Annotated in this window: 19 protein-coding genes and 1 tRNA gene; 11 read left to right on the top strand and 9 right to left on the bottom strand. The window is 69.4% G+C overall.

Annotation, left to right across the window (positions count from 1 at the left end; genetic code table 11):
• The first annotated feature begins 156 nt into the window (after positions 1–156).
• From acs to OHS57_RS21285, 4 genes are all read left to right on the top strand, one after another.
• Positions 157–2,112 (top strand): acetate--CoA ligase, encoded by a 1,956-nt coding sequence (gene acs / locus OHS57_RS21300; RefSeq protein WP_328583032.1) that lies wholly within the window; start codon positions 157–159, stop codon positions 2,110–2,112.
• A gap of 234 nt (positions 2,113–2,346) precedes the next feature.
• Positions 2,347–2,841: a phage holin family protein gene (locus OHS57_RS21295; RefSeq protein ID WP_078863491.1), complete on the top strand. Its 495-nt coding sequence runs from the start codon at positions 2,347–2,349 to the stop codon at positions 2,839–2,841.
• The gene (locus OHS57_RS21290) at positions 2,838–3,779 is read left to right on the top strand and encodes an alpha/beta fold hydrolase (RefSeq protein WP_328583031.1); all 942 of its coding nucleotides are present in this window, start codon (positions 2,838–2,840) and stop codon (positions 3,777–3,779) included. The genes OHS57_RS21295 and OHS57_RS21290 overlap by 4 nt, the downstream gene beginning before the upstream one ends.
• A 271-nt stretch (positions 3,780–4,050) precedes the next feature.
• The gene (locus tag OHS57_RS21285; RefSeq protein WP_078863492.1) at positions 4,051–4,230 is read left to right on the top strand and encodes a hypothetical protein; all 180 of its coding nucleotides are present in this window, start codon (positions 4,051–4,053) and stop codon (positions 4,228–4,230) included.
• An 11-nt stretch (positions 4,231–4,241) separates the two neighbouring features.
• Here the strand turns inward: OHS57_RS21285 and OHS57_RS21280 are convergent, their stop codons facing one another.
• From OHS57_RS21280 to nth, 3 genes are all read right to left on the bottom strand, one after another.
• Positions 4,242–5,441, bottom strand: coding sequence for a MarP family serine protease (locus OHS57_RS21280; RefSeq protein ID WP_041986601.1), 1,200 nt, complete (start codon positions 5,439–5,441; stop codon positions 4,242–4,244).
• A gap of 89 nt (positions 5,442–5,530) precedes the next feature.
• Positions 5,531–6,310, bottom strand: coding sequence for an NUDIX hydrolase (locus OHS57_RS21275; protein WP_443042928.1), 780 nt, complete (start codon positions 6,308–6,310; stop codon positions 5,531–5,533).
• 123 nt (positions 6,311–6,433) lie between these two features.
• Positions 6,434–7,471 (bottom strand): endonuclease III, encoded by a 1,038-nt coding sequence (gene nth, locus OHS57_RS21270; RefSeq protein WP_328585123.1) that lies wholly within the window; start codon positions 7,469–7,471, stop codon positions 6,434–6,436.
• Positions 7,472–7,765: 294 nt separating this feature from the next.
• Between nth and OHS57_RS21265 the strand changes: the two genes are divergently transcribed.
• Positions 7,766–8,440, top strand: coding sequence for a Crp/Fnr family transcriptional regulator (locus OHS57_RS21265; protein ID WP_041986606.1), 675 nt, complete (start codon positions 7,766–7,768; stop codon positions 8,438–8,440).
• A 46-nt stretch (positions 8,441–8,486) separates the two neighbouring features.
• Here OHS57_RS21265 and OHS57_RS21260 read toward each other — a convergent pair whose 3' ends face one another.
• The 4 genes from OHS57_RS21260 to OHS57_RS21245 all read right to left on the bottom strand — a co-directional run bounded on the left by OHS57_RS21260 (position 8,487) and on the right by OHS57_RS21245 (position 11,103).
• Positions 8,487–9,335, bottom strand: a complete 849-nt coding sequence (locus OHS57_RS21260) for an MBL fold metallo-hydrolase (protein WP_328583029.1) — start codon at positions 9,333–9,335, stop codon at positions 8,487–8,489.
• Positions 9,332–10,330: an NUDIX hydrolase gene (locus tag OHS57_RS21255; protein WP_328583028.1), complete on the bottom strand. Its 999-nt coding sequence runs from the start codon at positions 10,328–10,330 to the stop codon at positions 9,332–9,334. Before OHS57_RS21255 ends, OHS57_RS21260 begins: the two co-directional genes overlap by 4 nt.
• A 117-nt stretch (positions 10,331–10,447) precedes the next feature.
• On the bottom strand, positions 10,448–10,945 hold the full coding sequence (locus OHS57_RS21250; RefSeq protein ID WP_041986612.1) for a RidA family protein: 498 nt from the start codon (positions 10,943–10,945) through the stop codon (positions 10,448–10,450).
• A complete protein-coding gene (locus OHS57_RS21245; protein ID WP_075033571.1) occupies positions 10,942–11,103 on the bottom strand; it encodes a DUF4177 domain-containing protein in 162 nt (53 codons plus the stop codon). Before OHS57_RS21245 ends, OHS57_RS21250 begins: the two co-directional genes overlap by 4 nt.
• A gap of 73 nt (positions 11,104–11,176) precedes the next feature.
• On the opposite strand from OHS57_RS21245, the gene OHS57_RS21240 reads away from it, so the two are divergent.
• Positions 11,177–12,142, top strand: a complete 966-nt coding sequence (locus OHS57_RS21240; RefSeq protein WP_041986614.1) for an ArsA-related P-loop ATPase — start codon at positions 11,177–11,179, stop codon at positions 12,140–12,142.
• A complete protein-coding gene (locus OHS57_RS21235; protein WP_328583027.1) occupies positions 12,139–13,470 on the top strand; it encodes an ArsA family ATPase in 1,332 nt (443 codons plus the stop codon). The genes OHS57_RS21240 and OHS57_RS21235 overlap by 4 nt, the downstream gene beginning before the upstream one ends.
• A gap of 354 nt (positions 13,471–13,824) precedes the next feature.
• On the opposite strand, the gene OHS57_RS21230 is transcribed toward OHS57_RS21235, so the two are convergent.
• Entirely contained in the window at positions 13,825–14,169 is a 345-nt protein-coding gene (locus tag OHS57_RS21230) for a WhiB family transcriptional regulator (protein WP_052457047.1), read from the bottom strand.
• A gap of 395 nt (positions 14,170–14,564) precedes the next feature.
• On the opposite strand from OHS57_RS21230, the gene OHS57_RS21225 reads away from it, so the two are divergent.
• Positions 14,565–16,865, top strand: coding sequence for a transglycosylase domain-containing protein (locus OHS57_RS21225; RefSeq protein WP_041986619.1), 2,301 nt, complete (start codon positions 14,565–14,567; stop codon positions 16,863–16,865).
• A gap of 163 nt (positions 16,866–17,028) precedes the next feature.
• On the opposite strand, the gene OHS57_RS21220 is transcribed toward OHS57_RS21225, so the two are convergent.
• A complete protein-coding gene (locus OHS57_RS21220) occupies positions 17,029–17,493 on the bottom strand; it encodes a GatB/YqeY domain-containing protein (RefSeq protein WP_041986620.1) in 465 nt (154 codons plus the stop codon).
• Between the two features lie 75 nt (positions 17,494–17,568).
• On the opposite strand from OHS57_RS21220, the gene OHS57_RS21215 reads away from it, so the two are divergent.
• The 3 genes from OHS57_RS21215 to OHS57_RS21205 all read left to right on the top strand — a co-directional run bounded on the left by OHS57_RS21215 (position 17,569) and on the right by OHS57_RS21205 (position 19,960).
• Complete coding sequence (locus OHS57_RS21215) at positions 17,569–18,495, top strand: metallophosphoesterase (protein ID WP_041986622.1); 927 nt, start codon at positions 17,569–17,571, stop codon at positions 18,493–18,495.
• Positions 18,496–18,569: 74 nt separating this feature from the next.
• Positions 18,570–18,643 (top strand) — tRNA-Pro (locus tag OHS57_RS21210).
• Positions 18,644–18,871: 228 nt separating this feature from the next.
• Positions 18,872–19,960 carry a DNA-binding protein gene (locus OHS57_RS21205; RefSeq protein ID WP_328583026.1) on the top strand — a complete coding sequence of 363 codons (1,089 nt, stop codon included), beginning with the start codon at positions 18,872–18,874 and terminating at the stop codon, positions 19,958–19,960.
• The last annotated feature ends 1,150 nt before the right edge of the window (positions 19,961–21,110 follow it).

Raw genomic sequence — 21,110 nt, 5'->3', positions numbered from 1 at the left:
CCTCGTCCTTGTCGCCCGAGCGCGATAGGTTTCAGCCGGTCATCTCATAGGTCTAAACCAATTCCTTTTCAGGCCCTTGTCACCCGGGCATCCGCCTGATGAGCTAGACCAGGGACAATCGGGATACAAAAGGACGCCCTGGGAATGGGAGCTGCTGTGAGCAATGAAAGCCTGGCCAACCTGCTCAAAGAAGAGCGACGGTTCGCGCCGCCCGCCGAGCTCGCCGCGCACGCGAACGTGACTGCGGCGGCCTACGAGCAGGCAGCGGCGGACAGGCTCGGCTTCTGGGCCGAGCAGGCGAGGCGGCTCACCTGGGCCACCGAGCCCACCGAGACGCTGGACTGGTCGAACCCGCCGTTCGCCAAGTGGTTCGCCGACGGTGAGCTCAACGTCGCGTACAACTGCGTCGACCGCCATGTGGAGGCGGGCCACGGCGACCGGATCGCCATCAACTTCGAGGGCGAGCCGGGCGACAGCCGCACCATCACCTACGCCGAGCTCAAGGACGAGGTGTCCCGGGCGGCGAACGCGCTCGTCGAGCTCGGGGTGCGCAAGGGCGACCGCGTCGCCGTCTATCTGCCGATGATCCCCGAGGCCGTCATCTCCATGCTGGCGTGCGCCCGGATCGGTGCCCCGCACTCCGTGGTCTTCGGCGGCTTCTCCGCCGACGCCGTCGCCTCCCGTATCCAGGACGCCGACGCCAAACTGGTCATCACCGCCGACGGCGGCTTCCGCCGCGGCAAGCCGACCTCGCTCAAACCCGCGATCGACGACGCCGTTGCGCGCTGTCCGCAGGTCGCGCATGTGCTGGTCGTCCGGCGTACGGGCCAGGACACCGCCTTCGACGACAGCCGGGACGTCTGGTGGCACGACATCGTCGCCCGCCAGTCCGCCGAGCACACCCCGGAGCCGGTGGACGCCGAACACCCGCTGTTCATCCTCTACACGTCGGGTACGACGGGTAAGCCCAAGGGCATCCTGCACACCTCCGGCGGCTATCTCACCCAGGCCGCCTACACGCACCACGCGGTCTTCGACCTCAAGCCGGAGACCGACGTCTACTGGTGCACGGCCGACGTCGGCTGGGTGACCGGCCACTCGTACATCGTGTACGGGCCGCTGGCCAACGGCGCGACGCAGGTCATGTACGAGGGCACCCCCGACACCCCGCACCAGGGCCGGTTCTGGGAGATCGTCCAGAAGTACGGCGTCACGATCCTCTACGCGGCGCCCACCGCGATCCGTACGTTCATGAAGTGGGGCGACGACATCCCCGCCAAGTTCGACCTGTCGTCCCTGCGGGTCCTCGGCTCGGTCGGCGAGCCGATCAACCCCGAGGCCTGGATCTGGTACCGGCAGAACATCGGCGGCGGCAAGGCCCCGATCGTGGACACGTGGTGGCAGACCGAGACCGGCGCCATGATGATCTCCCCGCTCCCCGGCGTCACGCACACCAAGCCGGGCTCGGCGCAGCGCGCGCTGCCGGGCATCTCCGCCACGGTCGTGGACGACGAGGCGAACGAGGTCCCGGACGGCGGTGGCGGTTATCTCGTCCTGACCGAGCCGTGGCCTTCGATGCTCCGCACGATCTGGGGCGACGACCAGCGGTTCCTCGACACGTACTGGTCGCGTTTCGAGGGCAAGTACTTCGCCGGTGACGGCGCCAAGAAGGACGACGACGGCGACATCTGGCTGCTCGGCCGGGTGGACGACGTGATGCTGATCTCGGGTCACAACATCTCCACCACCGAGGTCGAGTCCGCGCTCGTCTCGCACCCGAAGATCGCCGAGGCGGCCGTGGTCGGTGCCAACGACGAGACGACGGGCCAGGCCATTGTCGCGTTCGTCATCCTGCGCGGCACGGCGTCCGTGGACGACGGGCTCGTCGCCGAACTGCGTAACCACGTGGGCACGGTCCTCGGCCCGATCGCCAAGCCCAAGCGGATCCTGCCGGTCCAGGAGCTGCCCAAGACCCGCTCCGGCAAGATCATGCGCCGGCTCCTGCGGGACGTCGCGGAGAACCGCGCGCTGGGCGATGTCACCACGCTCACCGACTCGTCCGTCATGGAACTGATCCAGAGCCAGCTCCCGGGCGCCACCAGCGAGGACTGAGCAAGTCGTAGAAACGGGCCGCGAGGGCGGCCCGTAGAAACGAGCGGCGACAAGGGGCGCCCGGCACATCCGCTGGGCGCCTCTTCGCGTACCCATCCATGAGCAGGACATTTCGGGGTACCGGAGCAGCACGGCTCGGTCTGACACGCGGGGGCAGCGCGCGGTGACGGCCGCAGTCCGGCATGATCTGACAACGGATCGAAAGACGAGAAGTACCAGAAAAGGGAGTCACCGATGAGCGACCCCGGCAAGCATGTTGCCGATGCGGTATTGACCGGCACCGCCGTCCCAGCCGTCAGTGCCGACCGTAGCCTCGGTCAGCTGGTCGCCGGCGCGACCGCCGAGATGTCCGAACTGATGCACGACGAGATCGCCCTCGCCAAGGCCGAGCTGCGCCAGGACGTGAAGCGCGGCGTGATGGGCGGGGCCGCGGGCGGTATCGCAGCTGTGTTCGCCCTGTTCTCGCTCCCCGTGCTGAGCTTCGCCGCCGCGTACGGGATCCACAACCTCGGCCTGGGCCTGGCCTGGTCGTTCCTGATCGTGGGCGGCGCGTTTCTGCTGCTGGCCGGGGTGCTCGGCGGCCTCGCCATGCTGAAGTTCAAGAAGATCAAGCCGCCCGAGAAGACCATCACCTCCGCCAAGGAGACGGCCGCCGTTCTGCAGAACGCGAAGCCGCACCCCCGTGAGGCTCTGGAGAGCGGCAAGACTGTGGCACGCTCGTCTGCATGACCGCCCCTGTTACAGGCTCTGGTGCGACGGTTGCCTCCGCGGTACGCCTCGACGGCCCCTGGACCCATCGCGACGTGGCGGCCAACGGTGCCCGCTTCCACATCGCCGAGATGGGCGACGGACCGCTGGTGCTGCTGCTGCACGGCTTCCCGCAGTTCTGGTGGACCTGGCGCCACCAGCTCCCCGCCCTCGCGGACGCCGGCTACCGCGCCGTGGCCATGGACCTCCGGGGTGTCGGCGGCAGCGACCGTACGCCCCGGGGGTACGACCCGGCGAACCTGGCGCTCGACATCACCGGCGTGATCCGCTCGCTGGGTGAGCCTGACGCCGCGCTCGTCGGCCATGACCTGGGCGGATATCTCGCCTGGACGGCCGCGGTGATGCGGCCCAAGCTGGTGCGCCGCCTCGTGGTGTCCTCAATGCCGCACCCGCGCCGCTGGCGCAGCTCGATGCTCTCCGACGTGGCGCAGAGCCGCGCCGGCTCGTACATCTGGGGCTTCCAGCGGCCGTGGCTGCCGGAGCGTCAGCTCGTCGCGGACAACGCGGCGCTGGTCGGTGAGCTGATCCGGGACTGGACGGGTCCCGGGCTGCCCGACGACAAGGCGATCGAGGTCTACCGGCGGGCGATGACGATCCCGTCGACCGCGCACTGCTCGATCGAGCCGTACCGCTGGATGGTGCGGTCGCTGGCGCGTCCTGACGGCATCCAGTTCAACCGGCGGATGAAGCGGCCGGTACGGGTGCCGACGCTCCAGCTGCACGGGGCGCTCGACCCGGCGGTGCGCACGCGCAGCACGGCGGGCTCGGCCGAGTACGTCGAGGCGCCGTACCGCTGGCGCCTCTTCGAGGGGCTCGGGCACTTCCCGCACGAGGAGGACCCGGTGGCGTTCTCGACGGAGCTGATCAACTGGCTCAAGGACCCCGAACCGGACCGCTGAACCGCCCCGCCGGAGCCCTGGCAGCACCACGGCCCGCACCCCGCCGACACCACGGCCGGCACCACGGTCGGCAGCCCGCCGATACCGCGGTCGGCAGCCCGTCGGCACTCCCGCCCGCAACCCTGCCGACGCCCCGTCAGCAACCCCGTCGAGGCCACCGCGACCGGCCGTGCGAACACCCGTCCTACGAACAGCCAATTGCCGCGCGCATAGGCCAATTGGCCGCGTTCCGCGCGATTACCGACCATGGGCCACGGGCACACGTCGGTGTATGGGCTGGACGCACGACTACGGTGATTCACCACGCAACCGCCGCTCGGCCGCAGTGCCGATCACCCACCAGGGGGGTGCCCCGCACGTCGGGGGCCATGATCCCAGGCTCGGTATTTCCCTCATCCTCCGCCGCAGGGCGCGCTGGGTCTCCGCCCGGCTGCGCCACCAGCGGAGCTGACCCTTACGCCCTTACAGCGCGCAGTCCTGGGTGTCGACCTCTTGGTTGGCGTTGCGCCCGAGCGTGATGTCCGGGCGGATCTCGTCCGCCGTGAGGGCGTAACCGGTCTGCGCGTCGTCCAGTGACCTGGCGAAGATCACGCCGTACACCTTGCCGTCAGGCGTGAGCAGCGGGCCGCCGGAGTTTCCCTGCCGGACGGTCGCGAAGAGCGAGTACACGTCGCGCCGTACCGTGCCGCGGTGGTAGATGTCCGGCCCGTTGGCGTCGATACGGCCGCGGACGCGCGCCGAGCGTACGTCGTAGCCGCCGTTCTCCGGGAAGCCGGCGACGATCGCGCTGTCGCCGCTGCTCGCGTCCTTGTCGCTGAACTTGAGCGGGGTCACGTCCAGACCCGGCACGTCGAGTACGGCGATGTCGCGCTGCCAGTCGTACAGGACGACCTTCGCGTCGTACAGCCGGCCCTGGCCGCCGATCTGGACGGTGGGCTCGTCCACGCCGCCGACCACATGCGCGTTGGTCATCACCCTGCGGTCGGCGAAGACGAAGCCCGAGCCTTCGAGCACCTTGCCGCAGCCGGACGCCGTGCCGACGACCTTGACGATCGAGCGCTGGGCACGCGCGGCGACCGGGCTGCCGGCGAGCGCCGGGTCCGGCGGCTCGACCTGGTTGATCGGCTCGTTCGCGAACGGGCTGAAGACCTGCGGGAAGCCGTTCTGGGCGAGGACGGACGAGAAGTCGGTGAACCACGTCGACGCCTGATTGGGCATCACCCGGGAGACGCCCAGGAGCACCTTGGAGCTACGGACCTCCTTGCCCAGCGTCGGCAGGGACGTACCGGCGAGGGCCGAGCCGATCAGCCACGCCACCAGCAGCATGGCGAGCACGTTGACCAGCGCGCCGCCCGTCGCGTCCAGGGCGCGCGCCGGTGACCAGGTGATGAAGCGGCGCAGCCGGTTGCCGAGGTGGGTGGTGAACGCCTGGCCGACGGAGGCGCAGACGATCACGATCACAACGGCCACGACGGCGGCCGTCGTGGAGACTTCGGCGTCCTGCGTGATCTGGTCCCAGACCACGGGGAGCAGATAGACGGCGACGAGACCGCCGCCGAGGAAACCGACCACCGACAGGATGCCGACGACGAAGCCCTGGCGGTAGCCGACGATCGCGAACCACACGGCGGCGAGCAGCAGCAGGATGTCCAGCACGTTCACCGTCAATAGCCTCGCAGATTCGTCTCCGGTCGCCCCCACCGCCCCGATGGGGCGACTGCCGCGGGGGTGGGGTCAGCTGGGCCAGCCTGTCATGCGCGCCAATCGAGTGGGACCTGCCGGTCCTGGTCCCACGGGCGCTCCCAGCCCGCGAAGTGGAGAATCCGGTCGATCACGCCCGCGGTGAAGCCCCAGACCATCGCGGACTCGACAAGGAACGCGGGGCCGCTGTGCCCGCTGGGGTGCACGGCGGTCGCGCGGTTGGCCGGGTCGGTGAGATCCGCCACGGGGACGGTGAAGACCCGCGCGGTCTCGCCCAGGTCGACCGCGTCGACCGGGGTCGGGGTGCGCCACCAGCCCAGTACGGGCGTGACGACGAAACTGCTCACCGGAATGTAGAGCTTGGGCAGCACACCGAAGACCTGGACGCCCGACGGGTCGAGCCCGGTCTCCTCCTCGGCTTCGCGCAGGGCCGCCCGCAGCGGTCCCGTGGTGGCCGGGTCGCCGTCCTCCGGGTCGAGAGAACCGCCGGGGAACGCCGGCTGCCCCGGATGCGAGCGCAGATTGCCGGCCCGCTCCATCAGCAGCAGCTCGGGACCGCGCTCGCCCTCCCCGAAGAGGATGAGCACGGCGGACTGCCGCCCGTCGCCGCTCTTCGGCGGCAGGAAACGGCTGAGCTGCTCCGCCCCCACCGTGCGTGCGGCGCGCTCGACCGGGCGGAGCCAGTCCGGCAGCCCGTCGGTCGTGACGGCGACAGCGGCGGCACTGGCCGTATCGGCGACATCGGCGGCTCTCGCCGGGTCGGCGTACTGCTCCGGATAGCCCACTTGGTGACCCTCTTGAACGATCTCTTCAGCGTGCGTCATCGGCACCCCCGTCGTACAACGCCTGCTGTCCGCCGGATCGTTCCGGTCGGGTCCTGCGCCATCCTTGCGTGTGCTGATACGGCGCTGCTCCCTTCTGTGCTCAATCTTCTGCGCTCAATCGGATTCGCCTTACGCCGCGCCGGGGGTCACGCCGCCGAGCGGCGGGGCCGGTGCTCCCGGGTAGTCCGCCGGCGGGTTGAGCCGCTGGCCCGGCTGGCCGCCCAGCTCGTACTTGAGCAGCTTCTTCGCCTTCTCCGGATCGGTCTCGCCCTCGCCGTACGAGGGGCACAGGTGCGCGATCGGGCAGGCGCCGCAGGCGGGCTTACGGGAATGGCAGACCCGGCGGCCGTGGAAGATGATCCGGTGCGAGAGCATCGTCCACTCGCTCTTCGGAAAGATCTCCGCGATCTCCGCCTCGACCTTCTCCGGATCCTCCTGCTCGGTCCACTTCCAGCGGCGGACGAGCCGCCCGAAGTGGGTGTCGACCGTGAGCCCGGGGACGCCGAACGCATTGCCCAGCACCACATTGGCCGTCTTGCGGCCCACGCCGGGCAGCGTCACCAGATCCGCGAGACGGCCGGGCACCTCGCCGTCGAACCGGTCGCGCAGGGCCGTGGACAGCCCGATCAGCGACTTGGCCTTGGCGCGGAAGAAGCCCGTCGGCCGGATGACCTGCTCCAGCTCCTCCGGGACCGCCGCCGCCATGTCCTCCGGGGTCGGATACGCGGCGAACAGCGCGGGCGTCGTCTGATTGACCCGCAGGTCGGTGGTCTGCGCGGACAGCACCGTGGCGACCAGGAGCTCGAACGGACTGCGGAAGTCCAGCTCCGGATGGGCGTAGGGATACACCTCGGCCAGCTCACGGTTGATCCGCCGGGCCCTGCGGGTCATCGCCAGCCGCGACTCCGGCTTGGACGCGGGCTTCGCGGATGCGGGCTTGGCAGATGCGGGCTTGGCAGATCCGGACTTGGCAGATGCGGGCTTCGCGGGTTCGGGTTTCGCCGTTGTTCGCTTGGCCGACTCGGGCTTCGTCTGCTTGGTGGCTGCCTTGGCCGCTTTCTTCGTTGGACCTTTTGCGGCTTTTTTCGCTTTCGCCGAGGGCTGTTCGCCCACAGCGGAATTAGGCTCCGCTGACACTCTTCCAGCCCCCTTGGCCTGCGCTGTCATGGGCGATTTCGACACCCGGCCAGCGTAAAGCCCGACACTGACATCCGCCCGGGCCATGGGAGATCACCACCCGAATCGGCCCCCCGGGCACGCTGGGACACTCCTGTGCGTCAAACTTGTGACTGATCGCACGGTTTCACCGCGCGTAATCGGAGAGGTGGTGCCGGGCAGCGAGTAAAGGCGCAGTCCGTACGACATCACCAGTACCTACGGCATCATGGGGACCACGGTTTCCTGACCATGGATCCCTGAGCATTCTGAGCATTTCAAGAGCAGGTCGATAGGAGAGAACTCGTGGACGACGTTCTGCGGCGTGCCCCGCTCTTCGCGGCGCTCGATGACGAGCAGGCTTCGGAGCTGCGCGCCTCGATGGGTGAGACGACGCTCGCCCGCGGCGACGCGCTGTTCCACGAAGGCGACCCCGGCGACCGCCTGTACGTGGTGACGGAGGGCAAGGTCAAGCTGCACCGCACCTCCCCCGACGGCCGCGAGAACATGCTGGCGGTCCTCGGCCCCGGCGAGCTGATCGGCGAGCTGTCGCTCTTCGACCCCGGCCCGCGTACGGCCACGGCGACGGCCCTCACCGAGGTCAAGCTCCTCGGTCTCGGCCACGGCGACCTCCAGCCCTGGCTGAACGCCCGCCCCGAGGTCGCGACGGCCCTGCTGCGCGCGGTGGCGCGCCGACTGCGCAAGACGAACGACCAGATGTCCGACCTCGTCTTCTCGGACGTCCCCGGCCGGGTGGCCAGGGCGCTCCTGGACCTGTCGCGCCGCTTCGGTGTGCAGTCCGAGGAGGGCATCCACGTCGTGCACGACCTGACGCAGGAAGAGCTGGCCCAGCTGGTCGGCGCCTCACGCGAGACGGTCAACAAGGCGCTCGCCGACTTCGCACAGCGCGGCTGGCTGCGGCTTGAGGCCCGCGCGGTGATCCTGCTGGACGTGGAACGCCTCGCGAAGCGCTCGCGCTGACGTCGCTGACGTCGCTCGCCCTGACGCCGCAGTGGCCGTCGACATCTCAGTAGTCGTCGGGCACGTCGATCAGGCCGTGTTCCCGCAGGTAGGCCAGTTGCGCCCGGACCGAAAGCTCGGCCGCCGGCCACAGTGACCTGTCGACGCCCGCGTACACGTGGGCGACCACGTCGGCCGCTGTCCGGTGGCCGTTCTCGACGGCCGTCTCGACCTGCGCGAGACGGTTCGCCCGGTGGGCGAGATAGAACTCGATCGCGCCCCGCGCGTCGTCCAGCACCGGGCCGTGCCCCGGCAGGACGGTGTCGACGCCGTCGTCGACCGTGAGCGAGCGCAGCCGGCGCAGCGAGTCGAGGTAGTCACCGAGCCGGCCGTCCGGGTGCGCCACCAGCGTGGTACCGCGCCCGAGGACGGTGTCGCCGGTCAGTACCGCCCGGTCGGCGGGCAGATGGAAGCAGAGCGAGTCAGCGGTGTGGCCGGGCGCCGGTACGACCCGCAGCTCAAGGCCGCCGGTGCTGATCACGTCCCCGGCCGCCAGGCCCTCGTCCCCGAGCCGCAGCGCCGGGTCCAGGGCCCGTACGCCGGTACGGGTCAGCTCGGCGAAGCGCGCGGCGCCCTCCGCGTGGTCCGGGTGGCCGTGGGTGAGGAGGGTCAGCCCGACCCGCTTGCCCGCCCGCTCCACCGCCGTCATGACCGCCTTGAGGTGCAGGTCGTCCAAGGGGCCCGGGTCGATGACGACAGCGAGGTCGGAGTCCGGTTCGGCGACGATCCAGGTGTTGGTGCCGTCGAGCGTCATCGGCGAGGCGTTGGGCGCGAGTACGTTGACCGCGCGCGCCGTGGCGGGGCCGGACAGCACGCCGCCGCGCGGCTGACCTGGAAGAGCTGCGGCCTCGGTCATCGGGACTCCCCCTCGCTGTGTGCGGCGTCAACGTCGGCGTCAACGCCGGCGGGACCGCCCGGATCCGCACCGGGGCCCCCGTCCGAACCCGCGCCCGCGCCACCGCCCGGACCCGCCGGTCCGACCCGTTTGGTGAACTCGTCGTGGCCCGGCCAGCTCAGCACCAGCTCGTCGCCCTCCAGCCGCGCCTTGGCCAGCACGGGCGTCATGTCGCACGTCTCCGCCGCCGCCAGCGCCTCCGCGGCCGTCGCGCTGCGGCCGAGCTGCCGCAGGGTCGAGACGGTCGGCGGCATCATCAGCAGCTCGCCCTTCTCGTACGCGCCGAGCGCGTCGGCCGGTGCGATCCACACCGTACGGTCGGCCTCGGTCGACGCGTTCCTGGTGCGCTGGCCCGCCGGCAGGGTGGCGACGAAGAACCACGTGTCGTAGCGGCGCGGTTCGAACTCCGGGGTGATCCAGCGGGCCCACGCGCCGAGCAGGTCGCTGCGCAGCACCAGCTTCCGCCGGTGCAGGAACTCGGCGAAGGACAGCTTCCGCTCGACCAGCGCCGCGCGGTCCGCCTCCCAGTCGTCACCCGTGGTGTCGGTGACGACGGTCGTGGGGCTCTCCCCCGCGAGCAGGACGCCGGCTTCCTCGTACGTCTCACGGACAGCGGCGCACACGACGGCCTGCGCCGAGGCGGCGTCGACACCGAGCCGCCGTGCCCAGACGTCCCGGCCGGGCCCCGCCCAGCCGACGGGCCGGTCGTCCGGGCCTGGGGCGTCCCTGGGGTCGACCCCGCCACCCGGATAGACGTACGCGCCCGCGGCGAACGCCATGGACGCCTGGCGGCGCAGCATATGGACGGCGAGACCGCCCGTACCGTCGGCGCCCGGATCGTCGCGTACCAGCATCACGGTCGCGGCCCTGCGCGGTGTCACCGGCGTCAGTTCGCCGGCGGCGAGGGCGCGGATCCGGTCCGGCCATTCGGGCGGGTACCACTGACCATTGGGCATGGCCGGATGCTATGCGCTGATGTGCGGATGTTCGAGAGGGTGTGGCACGCGCCTCATCAGTGACGTACCGCGTCCCACACCCTCACCCCATAGCGCTGCTCAAGTTCCAGTCAGGCCTCAGGCCTCGGTCAGCTCGACCAGGATCTCGACCTCGACCGGCGCGTCCAGCGGCAGCACCGCCACGCCCACCGCGCTGCGCGCGTGCACGCCCTTGTCGCCGAGGACCTGTCCCAGCAGCTCGCTCGCGCCGTTCACGACGGCCGGCTGGCCCGTGAAGTCGGCCGCCGACGCCACGTACCCCACGACCTTCACGACGCGCGCGATGCGGTCCAGGTCGCCGGTGACGGACTTCACGGCCGCCAGCGCGTTCAGCGCGCAGGTGCGGGCGAGTTCCTTGGCCTCGTCGGCGGTGACTTCGGCGCCGACCTTGCCGGTGACCGGAAGCTTGCCGTCCACCATCGGCAGCTGGCCGGACGTGTACACGTACAGACCGGTCTGCACGGCGGGCTGGTACGACGCCAATGGCGGTACGACCGCCGGCAGGCTCAGTCCGAGCTTCGCGATGGACGACTCGACGGCCCCCAGGGCGCCCCCGGCCGCGGCGGACACGCTCATGCCGACTTCTCCCGCTTCAGGTAGGCCACCAGCTGCTCGGGGTTGTTCGGCCCGGGAACGACCTGGACGAGCTCCCAGCCGTCCTCGCCCCAGGTGTCCAGAATCTGCTTGGTCGCGTGCACGAGAAGGGGCACGGTCGCGTATTCCCACTTGGTCATGAGGGCGACTGTAGCCGTAACCGTGTGGCGGCCTCGTGCGTAGCCCACGACCTGACTGGTTAGGCTCGAATACGTGAGCAGGCTCCAGGTCGTCAGCGGCAAGGGTGGTACCGGTAAGACGACGGTCGCCGCCGCCCTCGCGCTTGCCCTCGCGACCGAGGGCAAACGCACTCTCCTCGTCGAGGTCGAGGGAAGACAGGGCATCGCCCAGCTCTTCGAGACGGAAGCCCTTCCGTACGAGGAGCGCAAAATCGCCGTGGCCTCGGGCGGCGGTGAGGTGTACGCGCTGGCCATAGACGCAGAGCGGGCCCTCCTCGACTATCTCCAGATGTTCTACAAGCTCGGCAGCGCGGGCCGGGCCCTCAAGAAGTTCGGCGCGATCGACTTCGCGACGACGATCGCGCCCGGGGTCAGGGACGTCCTGCTTACCGGCAAGGCGTGCGAGGCGGTACGGCGCAGGGACCGGCAGGGCCGGTACGCGTACGACTACGTCGTGATGGACGCGCCGCCCACCGGCCGCATCACCCGCTTCCTGAACGTGAACTACGAGGTGGCGGGGCTGGCCAAGATCGGCCCCATACACAAGCAGGCGCAGGCCGTGATGCGGGTGCTGCGGTCGAGCGAGACGGCGGTCCATCTGGTGACGCAGCTGGAGGAGATGCCGGTCCAGGAGACCGCCGACGGCATCAGCGAGCTGCGCGCCGCCGAGCTGCCGGTCGGGAACGTGATCGTGAACATGGTGCGGCCGCGTCTGCTGGACGAGGCGGCGGTGCAGGCCGCGGCCGGCGACCGCCGCAAGGAGGTCTCCAAGGCGCTCGCCGCCGCCGGGGTCTCCGCGCCGACGAAGCTGGTGGGTCCGCTGCTGGAACAGGCGGCGGAGCACGCGCAGCGCGTCGAGCTGGAGCGTGAGCAGCGGGCCGTCCTGGCGAAGCTCGGGCTGCCCACGTACGAACTCCCCCTGATCGGCGAGGGCATGGATCTCGCGGGTCTCTACCGGCTGGCGGGGGAGCTAAGGAAACTTGGGGAGGTCTTCGCATGAACCTCGACTCCGCCGCTGCCCCGCTCGAAGTCGACGCGCTGCTCGACGACCCCGCCACCCGCATCATCGTGTGCTGCGGCTCGGGCGGCGTCGGCAAGACCACCACGGCCGCGGCCCTCGGCGTACGGGCGGCCGAGCGGGGCCGCAAGGTGGTCGTGCTGACCATCGACCCGGCCCGCAGGCTGGCGCAGTCGATGGGCATCGACTCCCTCGACAACACCCCGCGGCAGGTGAAGGGCGTCGAGGGCCCCGGCGAACTGCACGCGATGATGCTCGACATGAAGCGGACCTTCGACGAGATCGTCGAGGCGCACGCCGACGGCGAGCGGGCCCGCTCCATCCTGGAGAACCCCTTCTACCAGTCCCTGTCGGCCGGTTTCGCGGGCACGCAGGAGTACATGGCGATGGAGAAGCTGGGGCAGCTGCGGTCCCGCGACGAGTGGGACCTGATCGTCGTCGACACCCCGCCGTCGCGCTCCGCGCTGGACTTCCTGGACGCGCCGAAACGTCTCGGCTCGTTCCTGGACGGGAAGTTCATCAAGCTGCTGATGGCTCCGGCGAAGATGGGCGGCCGGGCCGGAATGAAGTTCCTGAACGTCGGGATGTCGATGATGACCGGCACCCTCGGGAAACTCCTCGGCGGCCAGTTCCTCCAGGACGTGCAGACGTTCATCGCCGCGATGGACACGATGTTCGGCGGCTTCCGGACGCGCGCCGACGCGACGTACCGACTGCTGCAGGCGCCGGGCACGGCGTTCCTGGTGGTCGCGGCCCCGGAGCGGGACGCGCTGCGCGAGGCGGCCTACTTCGTACAGCGGCTGGCTGCGGAGGGGATGCCGCTCGCCGGGCTCGTCCTCAACCGGGTGCACGGCAGCGGCGCTTCGCGGCTGTCGGCCGAGCGGGCGCGGGCGGCTGCGGAAAATCTTGAAGAGGGCGGCATTGTGGATCAGGAGGCCGGGAATGGTCTCCCTGGCACCGCCACACCTCTGGCCGGTTCTTCTCCCGAGACCGCCGCCGGAGCCCCCGAGACCGTGTCCGATTCAACCGAAAAAAGCACATCCGCGTCGTCGCCGACCCCCGATCCCGACACGCCTTCTGTCACAACTGTGGAACAGCTGACCGCCGGTTTGCTGCGGCTGCATGCCGAGCGCATGCAGGTTCTCGCACGCGAACAGCGCACGCGCGACCGCTTCACGGCGCTTCACCCGGAAGTCGCCGTGGTCGAAGTGGCCGCCCTGCCCGGCGATGTCCATGACCTCACGGGTCTGCGGACGATCGGCGACCGGCTGGCGGCGGGGCGTACGAGCCGTCCGGGCCGTACGGCCTGAGCGGAAGCCCCTGACCAGGGCAGAAGTCAGCCGTTGGCGGTACGGAAGGGACCAGCACCCGACGTAGGAGCCGTACGTACGTGAGGTACGTGCGGGTCGTCCGCGCGACGTCGTACGGATCGGCGTACGGGCATGCGGCGGCATGTACGGGCACGCGACCGTTGCCCGCGGCCGTTGCCCGCATCGGCTCCGCACGGTCGACGCGGCGCGGGCAGGGTGATGCACGCAGGCGAGCGCATCGGACCGCGCGCCGTCACCCTGTGACGGCGCGGCTGTCCCATGCCCGCCCATGACCGGCCTGCGGCGCACGGCTGACCTGCGACGTCAGCCGATCCGCTGTGCCGGCCTGCGGCGCTAGCCGACCGCTGCGTACGTCGCGTACGTCTCGTCGTCCTCCAAGCCCACGGGCAGGATCCCCGCACTGCGCTCGTACTCCGTGCGCGCGGTCTCAAGCAGCCGTCGCCACGAGGTGACGGTGGGGCGCCTGCGCAGCAAAGCGCGGCGCTCCCGCTCGGTCATTCCGCCCCACACGCCGAATTCGACGCGATTGTCCAGCGCATCGGCCAGGCATTCGGTGCGTACCGGGCACCCGGTGCACACCGCCTTGGCTCTGTTCTGCGCTGCACCTTGAACGAACAGTTCATCCGGATCGGTAGTGCGGCAAGCTGCCTGCGCACTCCAGTCGGTTACCCAGCCCATGCCGGCGCCGTCCTCTCCCGAATCGAGGCTCCCCCACGGCGGCAGCGGCATATTCACCGCTGCCAGTTGAGGACGTTACGGCCGGGGGGCACAGCGCAACACCCCCTTCGGGCCCAATCTTGCATGGCCCGAACGGACTATGGGTGCGCGGCAGATCACCCAGGGGAGTGACCTGTGGCATAACCGACCAACCAGACATAGCCGGGCAGTTCACTTGTGTCACAACGGGCGTCAGCGGACGCATGGGGCGGAATCGGGCAGAGCTTTCCGCGATTCGGGTTCACGGGAAGTTCATGCCGGTGTCTTGATGCACAACCGCACTGCTGTGACAGTTGGGTACAGCTTAGGCCAGAGCCTTGACGCGTGTCCGGCGAATGAGAACGTAGGCTGCCCTCATGCCAAAGAAGCGCTCGGGCGGGGGTCTGACCAAGACCCAGCAGGCCGCCAAGTTCCTCGGTGTCAGCGTGCTCGCAGGGGCGGTGCTCGCCGGAATCGCCCTGCCTGCCGCCGGGGCGCTGGGGCTGGCCGCCAAGGGAACCGTCGACGGGTTCGACGAGATCCCCGCCAACCTCAAGACGCCGCCGCTGAGTCAGCGCACCACGATCCTGGACGCCAAGGGCGGCAAGATCGCGACGGTCTACTCACGCGACCGCACCGTGGTGCCGCTGAAGGCCATCTCGCCGTACATGCAGAAGGCGCTCGTCGCCATCGAGGACTCGCGCTTCTACGAGCACGGCGCGGTCGACCTCAAGGGCGTACTGCGCGCGCTGAACCGCAACGCGCAGGAGGGCGGGGTCTCCGAGGGCGCTTCGACCCTCACCCAGCAGTACGTGAAGAACGTCTTCGTCGAAGAGGCGGGCAACGACCCGACGAAGGTCGCGCAGGCAACCCAGCAGACCCTCGGCCGCAAGGTCCAGGAGCTCAAGTACGCGATCCAGGTCGAGGAAGAGCTGGGCAAGAAGAAGATCCTCGAGAACTACCTGAACATCACCTTCTTCGGCGAGCAGGCCTACGGCGTCGAGGCGGCCGCCCAGCGGTACTTCTCCAAGTCGGCCAAGGACCTGACGCTGGAGGAGTCGGCGCTGCTCGCCGGCATCGTCCAGTCGCCGAGCCGCTACGACCCGGTCAACGACGTGCAGGAGGCCACCAAGCGCCGTAACACGGTGCTGGCGCGGATGGCGGCCGTCGGCGACATCTCGCAGGGCGAGGCGGACAAGGCCATCGCCAAGCCGATCAAGCTCCATGTGACCGAGCCGAAGAACGGCTGCATCACCGCGGTCAAGGGCGCCGGCTTCTTCTGTGACTACGTACGCCAGGTGTTCCTGAACGACCCGGTCTTCGGCAAGACACCGAAGGAACGGGCCGCGATCTGGGACCAGGGCGGTCTGACGGTCCGTACGACGCTGGACCCGCAGGCGCAGGACTCGGCGCAGGCGTCGATCAAGGACCACGTCTACAAGACCGACCCGGTCGCGACGGCGCTGTCGATCGTGCAGCCCGGCACCGGCAAGATCCTCGCGATGGGGCAGTCGAGGCCGTACGGCTTCAAGAAGAACGAGACCCAGATCAACCTGTCCGTCGACAAGGACATGGGCGGCGGCGCCGGTTACCAGCCGGGGTCGACGTTCAAGCCGATCGTCGCGGCCGCGGCGCTGGAGCGGGGCATTCCGGCGACGCAGACGTTCCCTGCGCCGTACAAGATGACGTACCCGACGCCGGTGCAGACCTGCAACGGCCCGTGGACGGACAAGGACGTCCCGGTCGAGAACGAGAACGAGTCCGAGAAGGGCCCGATGGGCATGAAGGAGGCGACCGCGAAGTCGGTCAACACCTACTACGTCCAGCTGATCAGCCAGATCGGCGTCTGCCCGGTGACGGACCTGTCGAAGAAGATGGGCGTCGTACGGGCCGACGGCAACCCGATCCAGCAGGTCCCGTCGATCACCCTGGGCTCGCAGGAGGTCTCGCCGCTGACGATGGCCGGCGCGTACGCCACCTTCGCCAGCCGGGGCACGTACTGCACCCCGATCGCCATCGAGTCGATCACCGGCCCGGACAAGAAGCCGATGGCCGTGCCGAAGTCGAAGTGCGATCGGGCGATGTCCGAGAAGACCGCCGACACGGTCAGCGCCCTGCTGAAGGGTGTGGTCGAGGACGGTACGGGTACGGAGGCGGGCCTCAGCGACCGCCCGAGCGCGGGCAAGACCGGTACGACGGACTTCCGTTACGCGGCCTGGTTCGTGGGCTACACGCCGAACATGGCGGCCGCGGTGTGGGTCGGCGACCCGATGCACAAGAAGCGGATGGAGAACATCACCATCGGCGGGCAGTACCACGAGAAGGTCTTCGGTGGTGACACCCCGGGCCCGATCTGGCGCGACGCGATGAGCGGCGCTCTGCAGGGCGTGCCGGCGCTGAACTTCAACGAGATCAACATCCCGGACCCGCCGAAGGAGAACGACCCCGACAAGGGCCACGGTAAGCCGGGCGACGACGGCGGGAACCAGGGCGGCGACCAGGGGAACGACCAGGGCGCGAACCAGGGCGGCGACCAAGGTGGCGACCAGGGGGCCGACCAGGGCGGCGACGGAAAGCCGGGCGACAACGGGAACCCGGGGTTCCCGGGCTTCACGACGGGCGGCAACGGCGGCCCCCAGGACGGCGGAAACCAGGGGAACGGCGGGAACGGGCCGTAGCGGCTGATGTGACGTGAGCGGAGGGGCGGGCGCCGGAAGAGGCGCCCGCCCCTCTGTCATGCCGGGCCTTCAGGCACCAGGCCGGCAGCCGGCACCAGGCCGGCAGCAGACGAGAAGGAGGCCGCCGGGAGCGAGCCGGGGAGGAGAAAACAGCAGCGAGACCTCAGCCGGCGAGAAGACGCTTGACGGCGCCGGCGACGCGGCCGCCCTCGGCCCGCCCTGCGACCTTCGGGCTGACGATCTTCATGACGGCGCCCATGGCCCGCGGCCCCTCGGCCCCGGCCGCCCGCGCCTCGTCGACGGCCTGCGCGACGATGGCGCCCAGCTCCTCGTCGGAGAGCTGCTGCGGCAGGTACGCGTCGAGGATGACGCCCTCGGCCCGCTCCTTCTCGGCCTGCTCGGGCCGACCGCCCTGCGCGAAGGCGTCGGCGGCCTCGCGTCGCTTCTTGGCCTCCCTGGCGATCACCTTCCGCACCTCTTCGTCGGAGAGCTCACGGGCTGTCTTGCCCGAGACCTCCTCCTTCGTGATGGCGGACAGGGTCAGCCGGAGCGTGGCGGAGCGCAGCTCGTCACGCGCCCTGATGGAGTCGGTGAGGTCGTCGTGCAGCTTGGACTTGAGGCTGGTCATACGGCCAAGTGTGGCAGGTGCGATTACCGGCCCGCCCGGATTTCCGAGCCCTGCGGCGTCTGCGACGATGGGCGCATGCGCGCACGCTACGGAGTACCTCTGTCCATCGCGGCGGTCGGCGCGGCGGGTATCGCCTACGCCGCCGGATTCGAAGTCCGCTCGTTCCGGCTGCGGCGGGTGACCGTACCCGTACTGCCGCGCGGCATGCACGACATCCGGGTGCTGCAGGTCTCCGACATCCACATGGTGAGCGGCCAGGGCAAGAAACGGCGCTGGCTCCAGTCGCTGGCGGGGCTGCGCCCGGACTTCGTCGTGAACACGGGCGACAACCTCTCGGACCCGGACGGCGTCCCGGAGGTCCTGGACGCGCTGGGGCCGCTGCTGGAGCTGCCGGGCGTCTACGTCTTCGGCTCGAACGACTACTACGGCCCGAAGCTCCGCAACCCCGCCCGCTACCTCTTCGAGAAGGCCCAGGGCAGCCACGGCCTGAACGGCAACCCCCCGGCGGTCCACGCGATCCACAACCCGTGGGAGCCGATGCGCGACGCGTTCGACGCGGCTGGCTGGGTGGGCCTGACCAACACCCGCGGCCGGCTGAAAATCGACGGCCACGAGATCGCCTTCACGGGCCTGGACGACCCGCACATCAAACGGGACAGGTACGAGCACGTCGCCGGCGGCCCGGACGAGGCGGCGGACCTGTCGATCGCCGTCGTGCACGCCCCGTACCTACGCGCCCTGGACGCGTTCACGGCGGACGGCTACCCCTTGATCCTGGCCGGCCACACCCACGGCGGCCAGCTCTGCGTCCCCTTCTACGGCGCCCTGGTCACCAACTGCGACCTGGACACGGCCCGCGTGAAGGGCCTCTCCACCCACACCACCGCAGGCCACACCGCCCACCTCCACGTCTCGGCAGGCTGCGGCACCAACCGCTACACCCCCCTCCGCTTCGCCTGCCCCCCGGAAGCCACCCTCCTGACCCTGACAGCCCGCCCCTGACCCAACCGAATCGGATTTCGCCTCCGGCCGACGGTGGGCTAAAGTAATCGATGTCGCCGCGACACGGGCGACATCGGGGTGTAGCGCAGCTTGGCAGCGCGCTTCGTTCGGGACGAAGAGGTCGTGGGTTCAAATCCCGCCACCCCGACAGCTTTAACACCAGGTCAGGGGCCTGATCCGCTTAGCGGGTCGGGCCCCTGAGTGGTTTCCGGGGGCGTTTTGGGAGCCGTTTGGGAGCCAATCTCAGGATCCGGCTCCCAGAAGGCGACGAGAGGGCATGTCCGTGGTCTGGCGAAAGAACCTTCAAGAGGTAGGCCCACCCGCGTAGGGTCTGGAGGTCCGGCACACCGCTGCCGGGCGCGTACCAGGGGGCGCCGTGGATCATCTCTTTACCGTCGCCGGCCAGACGGCCACGCCCATATCGCGCACTGGGCTAGCCGCAGAAAGCCTTCTTGAGCGGCAGCACCTTCAGGAGTGGGTGATCGCCCATCCGCAGGTGCTCGGGGAGTCCGTGCTCGTGGTAACCGCGGAGTACGACCGGTGGGCCGACACGGACGGGGTGCCGGCGCGCGACAGGCTGGACGTATTGGGGCTGGACGTGACCGGACGCCTCGTCGTGGTCGAGCTGAAGCGCGGAACGGCCGACCGGGACGTGCACCTCCAGGCGATCACGTATGCCGCTCTGGTGTCCCGGTTCGACCTCGGCACCCTGGCCCAGGCGCACCGCGACTTCCTGTCGCGCAGGGGCCAGGACCTCGATATCGACGCGTGCCCGCAGCGCCTACTCGATCACGTGGACGGGGAATGGAGCCCGGAGCTGCTCCAGCGCCCCCGCCAAGTGATCATCGCCGCCGACTTCCCCAAGCAGGTCACCCATTCCGTGGTCTGGCTGTCGGAGATGAGCCTCGACATCGACCTCATCCAGGTGGGCCTGTGGAAGGTGGAAGGTCACCTCGTCGCCGGCTTCACCAAGGTCTACCCGACTCCGGAGGTGGAGGAGTTCACGCTCGCACCGGCTCGGGTCGAAGGCGAGGCGGCGGCCAAGAAACTGCAGGAACGCTCACGCTCGCGCAACGCCGTCCACGTGCTCTTCGACGCGGGCCTGCTGCCCGACGGAACCAGGCTACTGATGAGGCCGCGCCATGGCGTGACGGACGCCATACGCAACGACATCCACTCCTGGGTGGCCGAAGACACCCGTCGAGCGACCGCCACCTGGGTTAACAACACCGCCAAGCCACTGGTCTGGGACGCGGACGGAGCCTCCTACTCGCCTACCGGGCTGGCCAATCACATCTTTACGGGCGTGACCGGTCGCACCGCCGACGGCATACAGGGAACGACGTGGTGGGACGTGGACACCGCCCATGTGCCCGCCGACGTCGATCCTGAGGAATGGGCCAAGCTGGCGGACACCGATCTCACGTGGCTGGCCAGGCAGCTCATCGGCACCGGCAAGCGCTAGACCGGTCTACACACCCTGCCCGCTGCCATCCCCGCCGGAAAGTAGTGGACCATCTACGACAAGTGACGACGGTGGTCGGCAGCCATACCGTTCCGATCGGCAGACATCTGGGCACCTGCGGCCAATGCCCGAACCCCTGGCGAGTTCTCACGGCAGCAGGGACGGTAGGCCCCGGCTTCCAATAGGCCCCTCTCGCACGGACACTGCCGCAGACCTCCTGAACAGGGAAGCCACACGCTTCGACGGGGATGCCGACGACCCGGTTCAACGCCTTCGTGAGGACGCTCTCCGGCGCATTCTCAACACCTGAGGGGGTCTCCAGTCTGTGATGCCGTGACTGCGAGTGCCCTTCCTGTTCACTGACCACAATGGCGAGATGACAGCAGCGCCCCGGCTTGGCTTACGAACTGGGGAGCCACGCGAAGGGCACTTCCACTCCACTTGGTCGGGACCGGCCGTTAGGCGGATGACTCGCAGCGGGCACAAGGTCCGTACCCGGCCGATTGAGCGTCGCCAAACAACATCCAGCTCGCCTTGTCCGGCTGTCGGCCCTCCCCTGTCGCCGACCCGCAGCAATCATCACTGTGGAAGACATCCCGGTTGCCTGGTGCGCTCGCCCGCACAGGCACAGCTGGCTCGTTGCGCCTGTCCGTACCTTCGACCAGGTAGCACTCCTGCATATACCGCTGAGCATCTTCCCGCCCGCTTGCCTCAGTCGCAGGAAGCTCTCTACCTCGCATCGCATTCACTCCTGTCCTGCTGGGCTTGCCCAGCGTGTTCATATAGCGGCGCTGCCTGGACGAGCCTAAAGTTCCAACCTGTTGGAACTTCCGAGGTGTACCGGCCCGTAGCGTGGCAGGAGGCCCGACCCGTGCGGGTCTCTAAGCTCGAACTGACACATACTCCGCATAGTCTTGTCCCACCCCGCCTTCGCCCGTCCGCGCCACGATGGGAGACGCCCAACACGTCCGGGATCGGCGGCCAAGCTAGTCCCGGACGGCCGAGGCGGTCCCCACACAGGCCCGCGACTCGGCGACTCAGGGCCGTTGCAAAGTCCGGCATGGTTGAGCCGTGCCGACTATTGCTGCATCTGACCCAGCAGCCGTACGCGCAGGTCAACACGTGTTTCGCGGCCCCACCCGGAGCTGAT

This window comes from Streptomyces sp. NBC_00370, from assembly GCF_036084755.1.
In the GTDB taxonomy this organism is placed as follows: Bacteria; Actinomycetota; Actinomycetes; order Streptomycetales; family Streptomycetaceae; genus Streptomyces.
Note: the sequence above shows the minus strand (reverse complement) of the source record. Positions and strands in the feature narration are given on the sequence as shown.

Coding starts and splice junctions, on each gene's coding strand:
- OHS57_RS21295 (WP_078863491.1), top strand. CDS start 2,347: ATGAGCGACCCCGGCAAGCATGTTGCCGATGCGGTATTGACCGGCACC.
- OHS57_RS21290 (WP_328583031.1), top strand. CDS start 2,838: ATGACCGCCCCTGTTACAGGCTCTGGTGCGACGGTTGCCTCCGCGGTA.
- OHS57_RS21285 (WP_078863492.1), top strand. CDS start 4,051: ATGGGCTGGACGCACGACTACGGTGATTCACCACGCAACCGCCGCTCG.
- nth (WP_328585123.1), bottom strand. CDS start 7,471: ATGACAGCGCAGGCCAAGGGGGCTGGAAGAGTGTCAGCGGAGCCTAAT.
- OHS57_RS21260 (WP_328583029.1), bottom strand. CDS start 9,335: ATGACCGAGGCCGCAGCTCTTCCAGGTCAGCCGCGCGGCGGCGTGCTG.
- OHS57_RS21255 (WP_328583028.1), bottom strand. CDS start 10,330: ATGCCCAATGGTCAGTGGTACCCGCCCGAATGGCCGGACCGGATCCGC.
- OHS57_RS21250 (WP_041986612.1), bottom strand. CDS start 10,945: ATGAGCGTGTCCGCCGCGGCCGGGGGCGCCCTGGGGGCCGTCGAGTCG.
- OHS57_RS21245 (WP_075033571.1), bottom strand. CDS start 11,103: ATGACCAAGTGGGAATACGCGACCGTGCCCCTTCTCGTGCACGCGACC.
- OHS57_RS21235 (WP_328583027.1), top strand. CDS start 12,139: ATGAACCTCGACTCCGCCGCTGCCCCGCTCGAAGTCGACGCGCTGCTC.
- OHS57_RS21230 (WP_052457047.1), bottom strand. CDS start 14,169: ATGGGCTGGGTAACCGACTGGAGTGCGCAGGCAGCTTGCCGCACTACC.
- OHS57_RS21225 (WP_041986619.1), top strand. CDS start 14,565: ATGCCAAAGAAGCGCTCGGGCGGGGGTCTGACCAAGACCCAGCAGGCC.
- OHS57_RS21220 (WP_041986620.1), bottom strand. CDS start 17,493: ATGACCAGCCTCAAGTCCAAGCTGCACGACGACCTCACCGACTCCATC.
- OHS57_RS21215 (WP_041986622.1), top strand. CDS start 17,569: ATGCGCGCACGCTACGGAGTACCTCTGTCCATCGCGGCGGTCGGCGCG.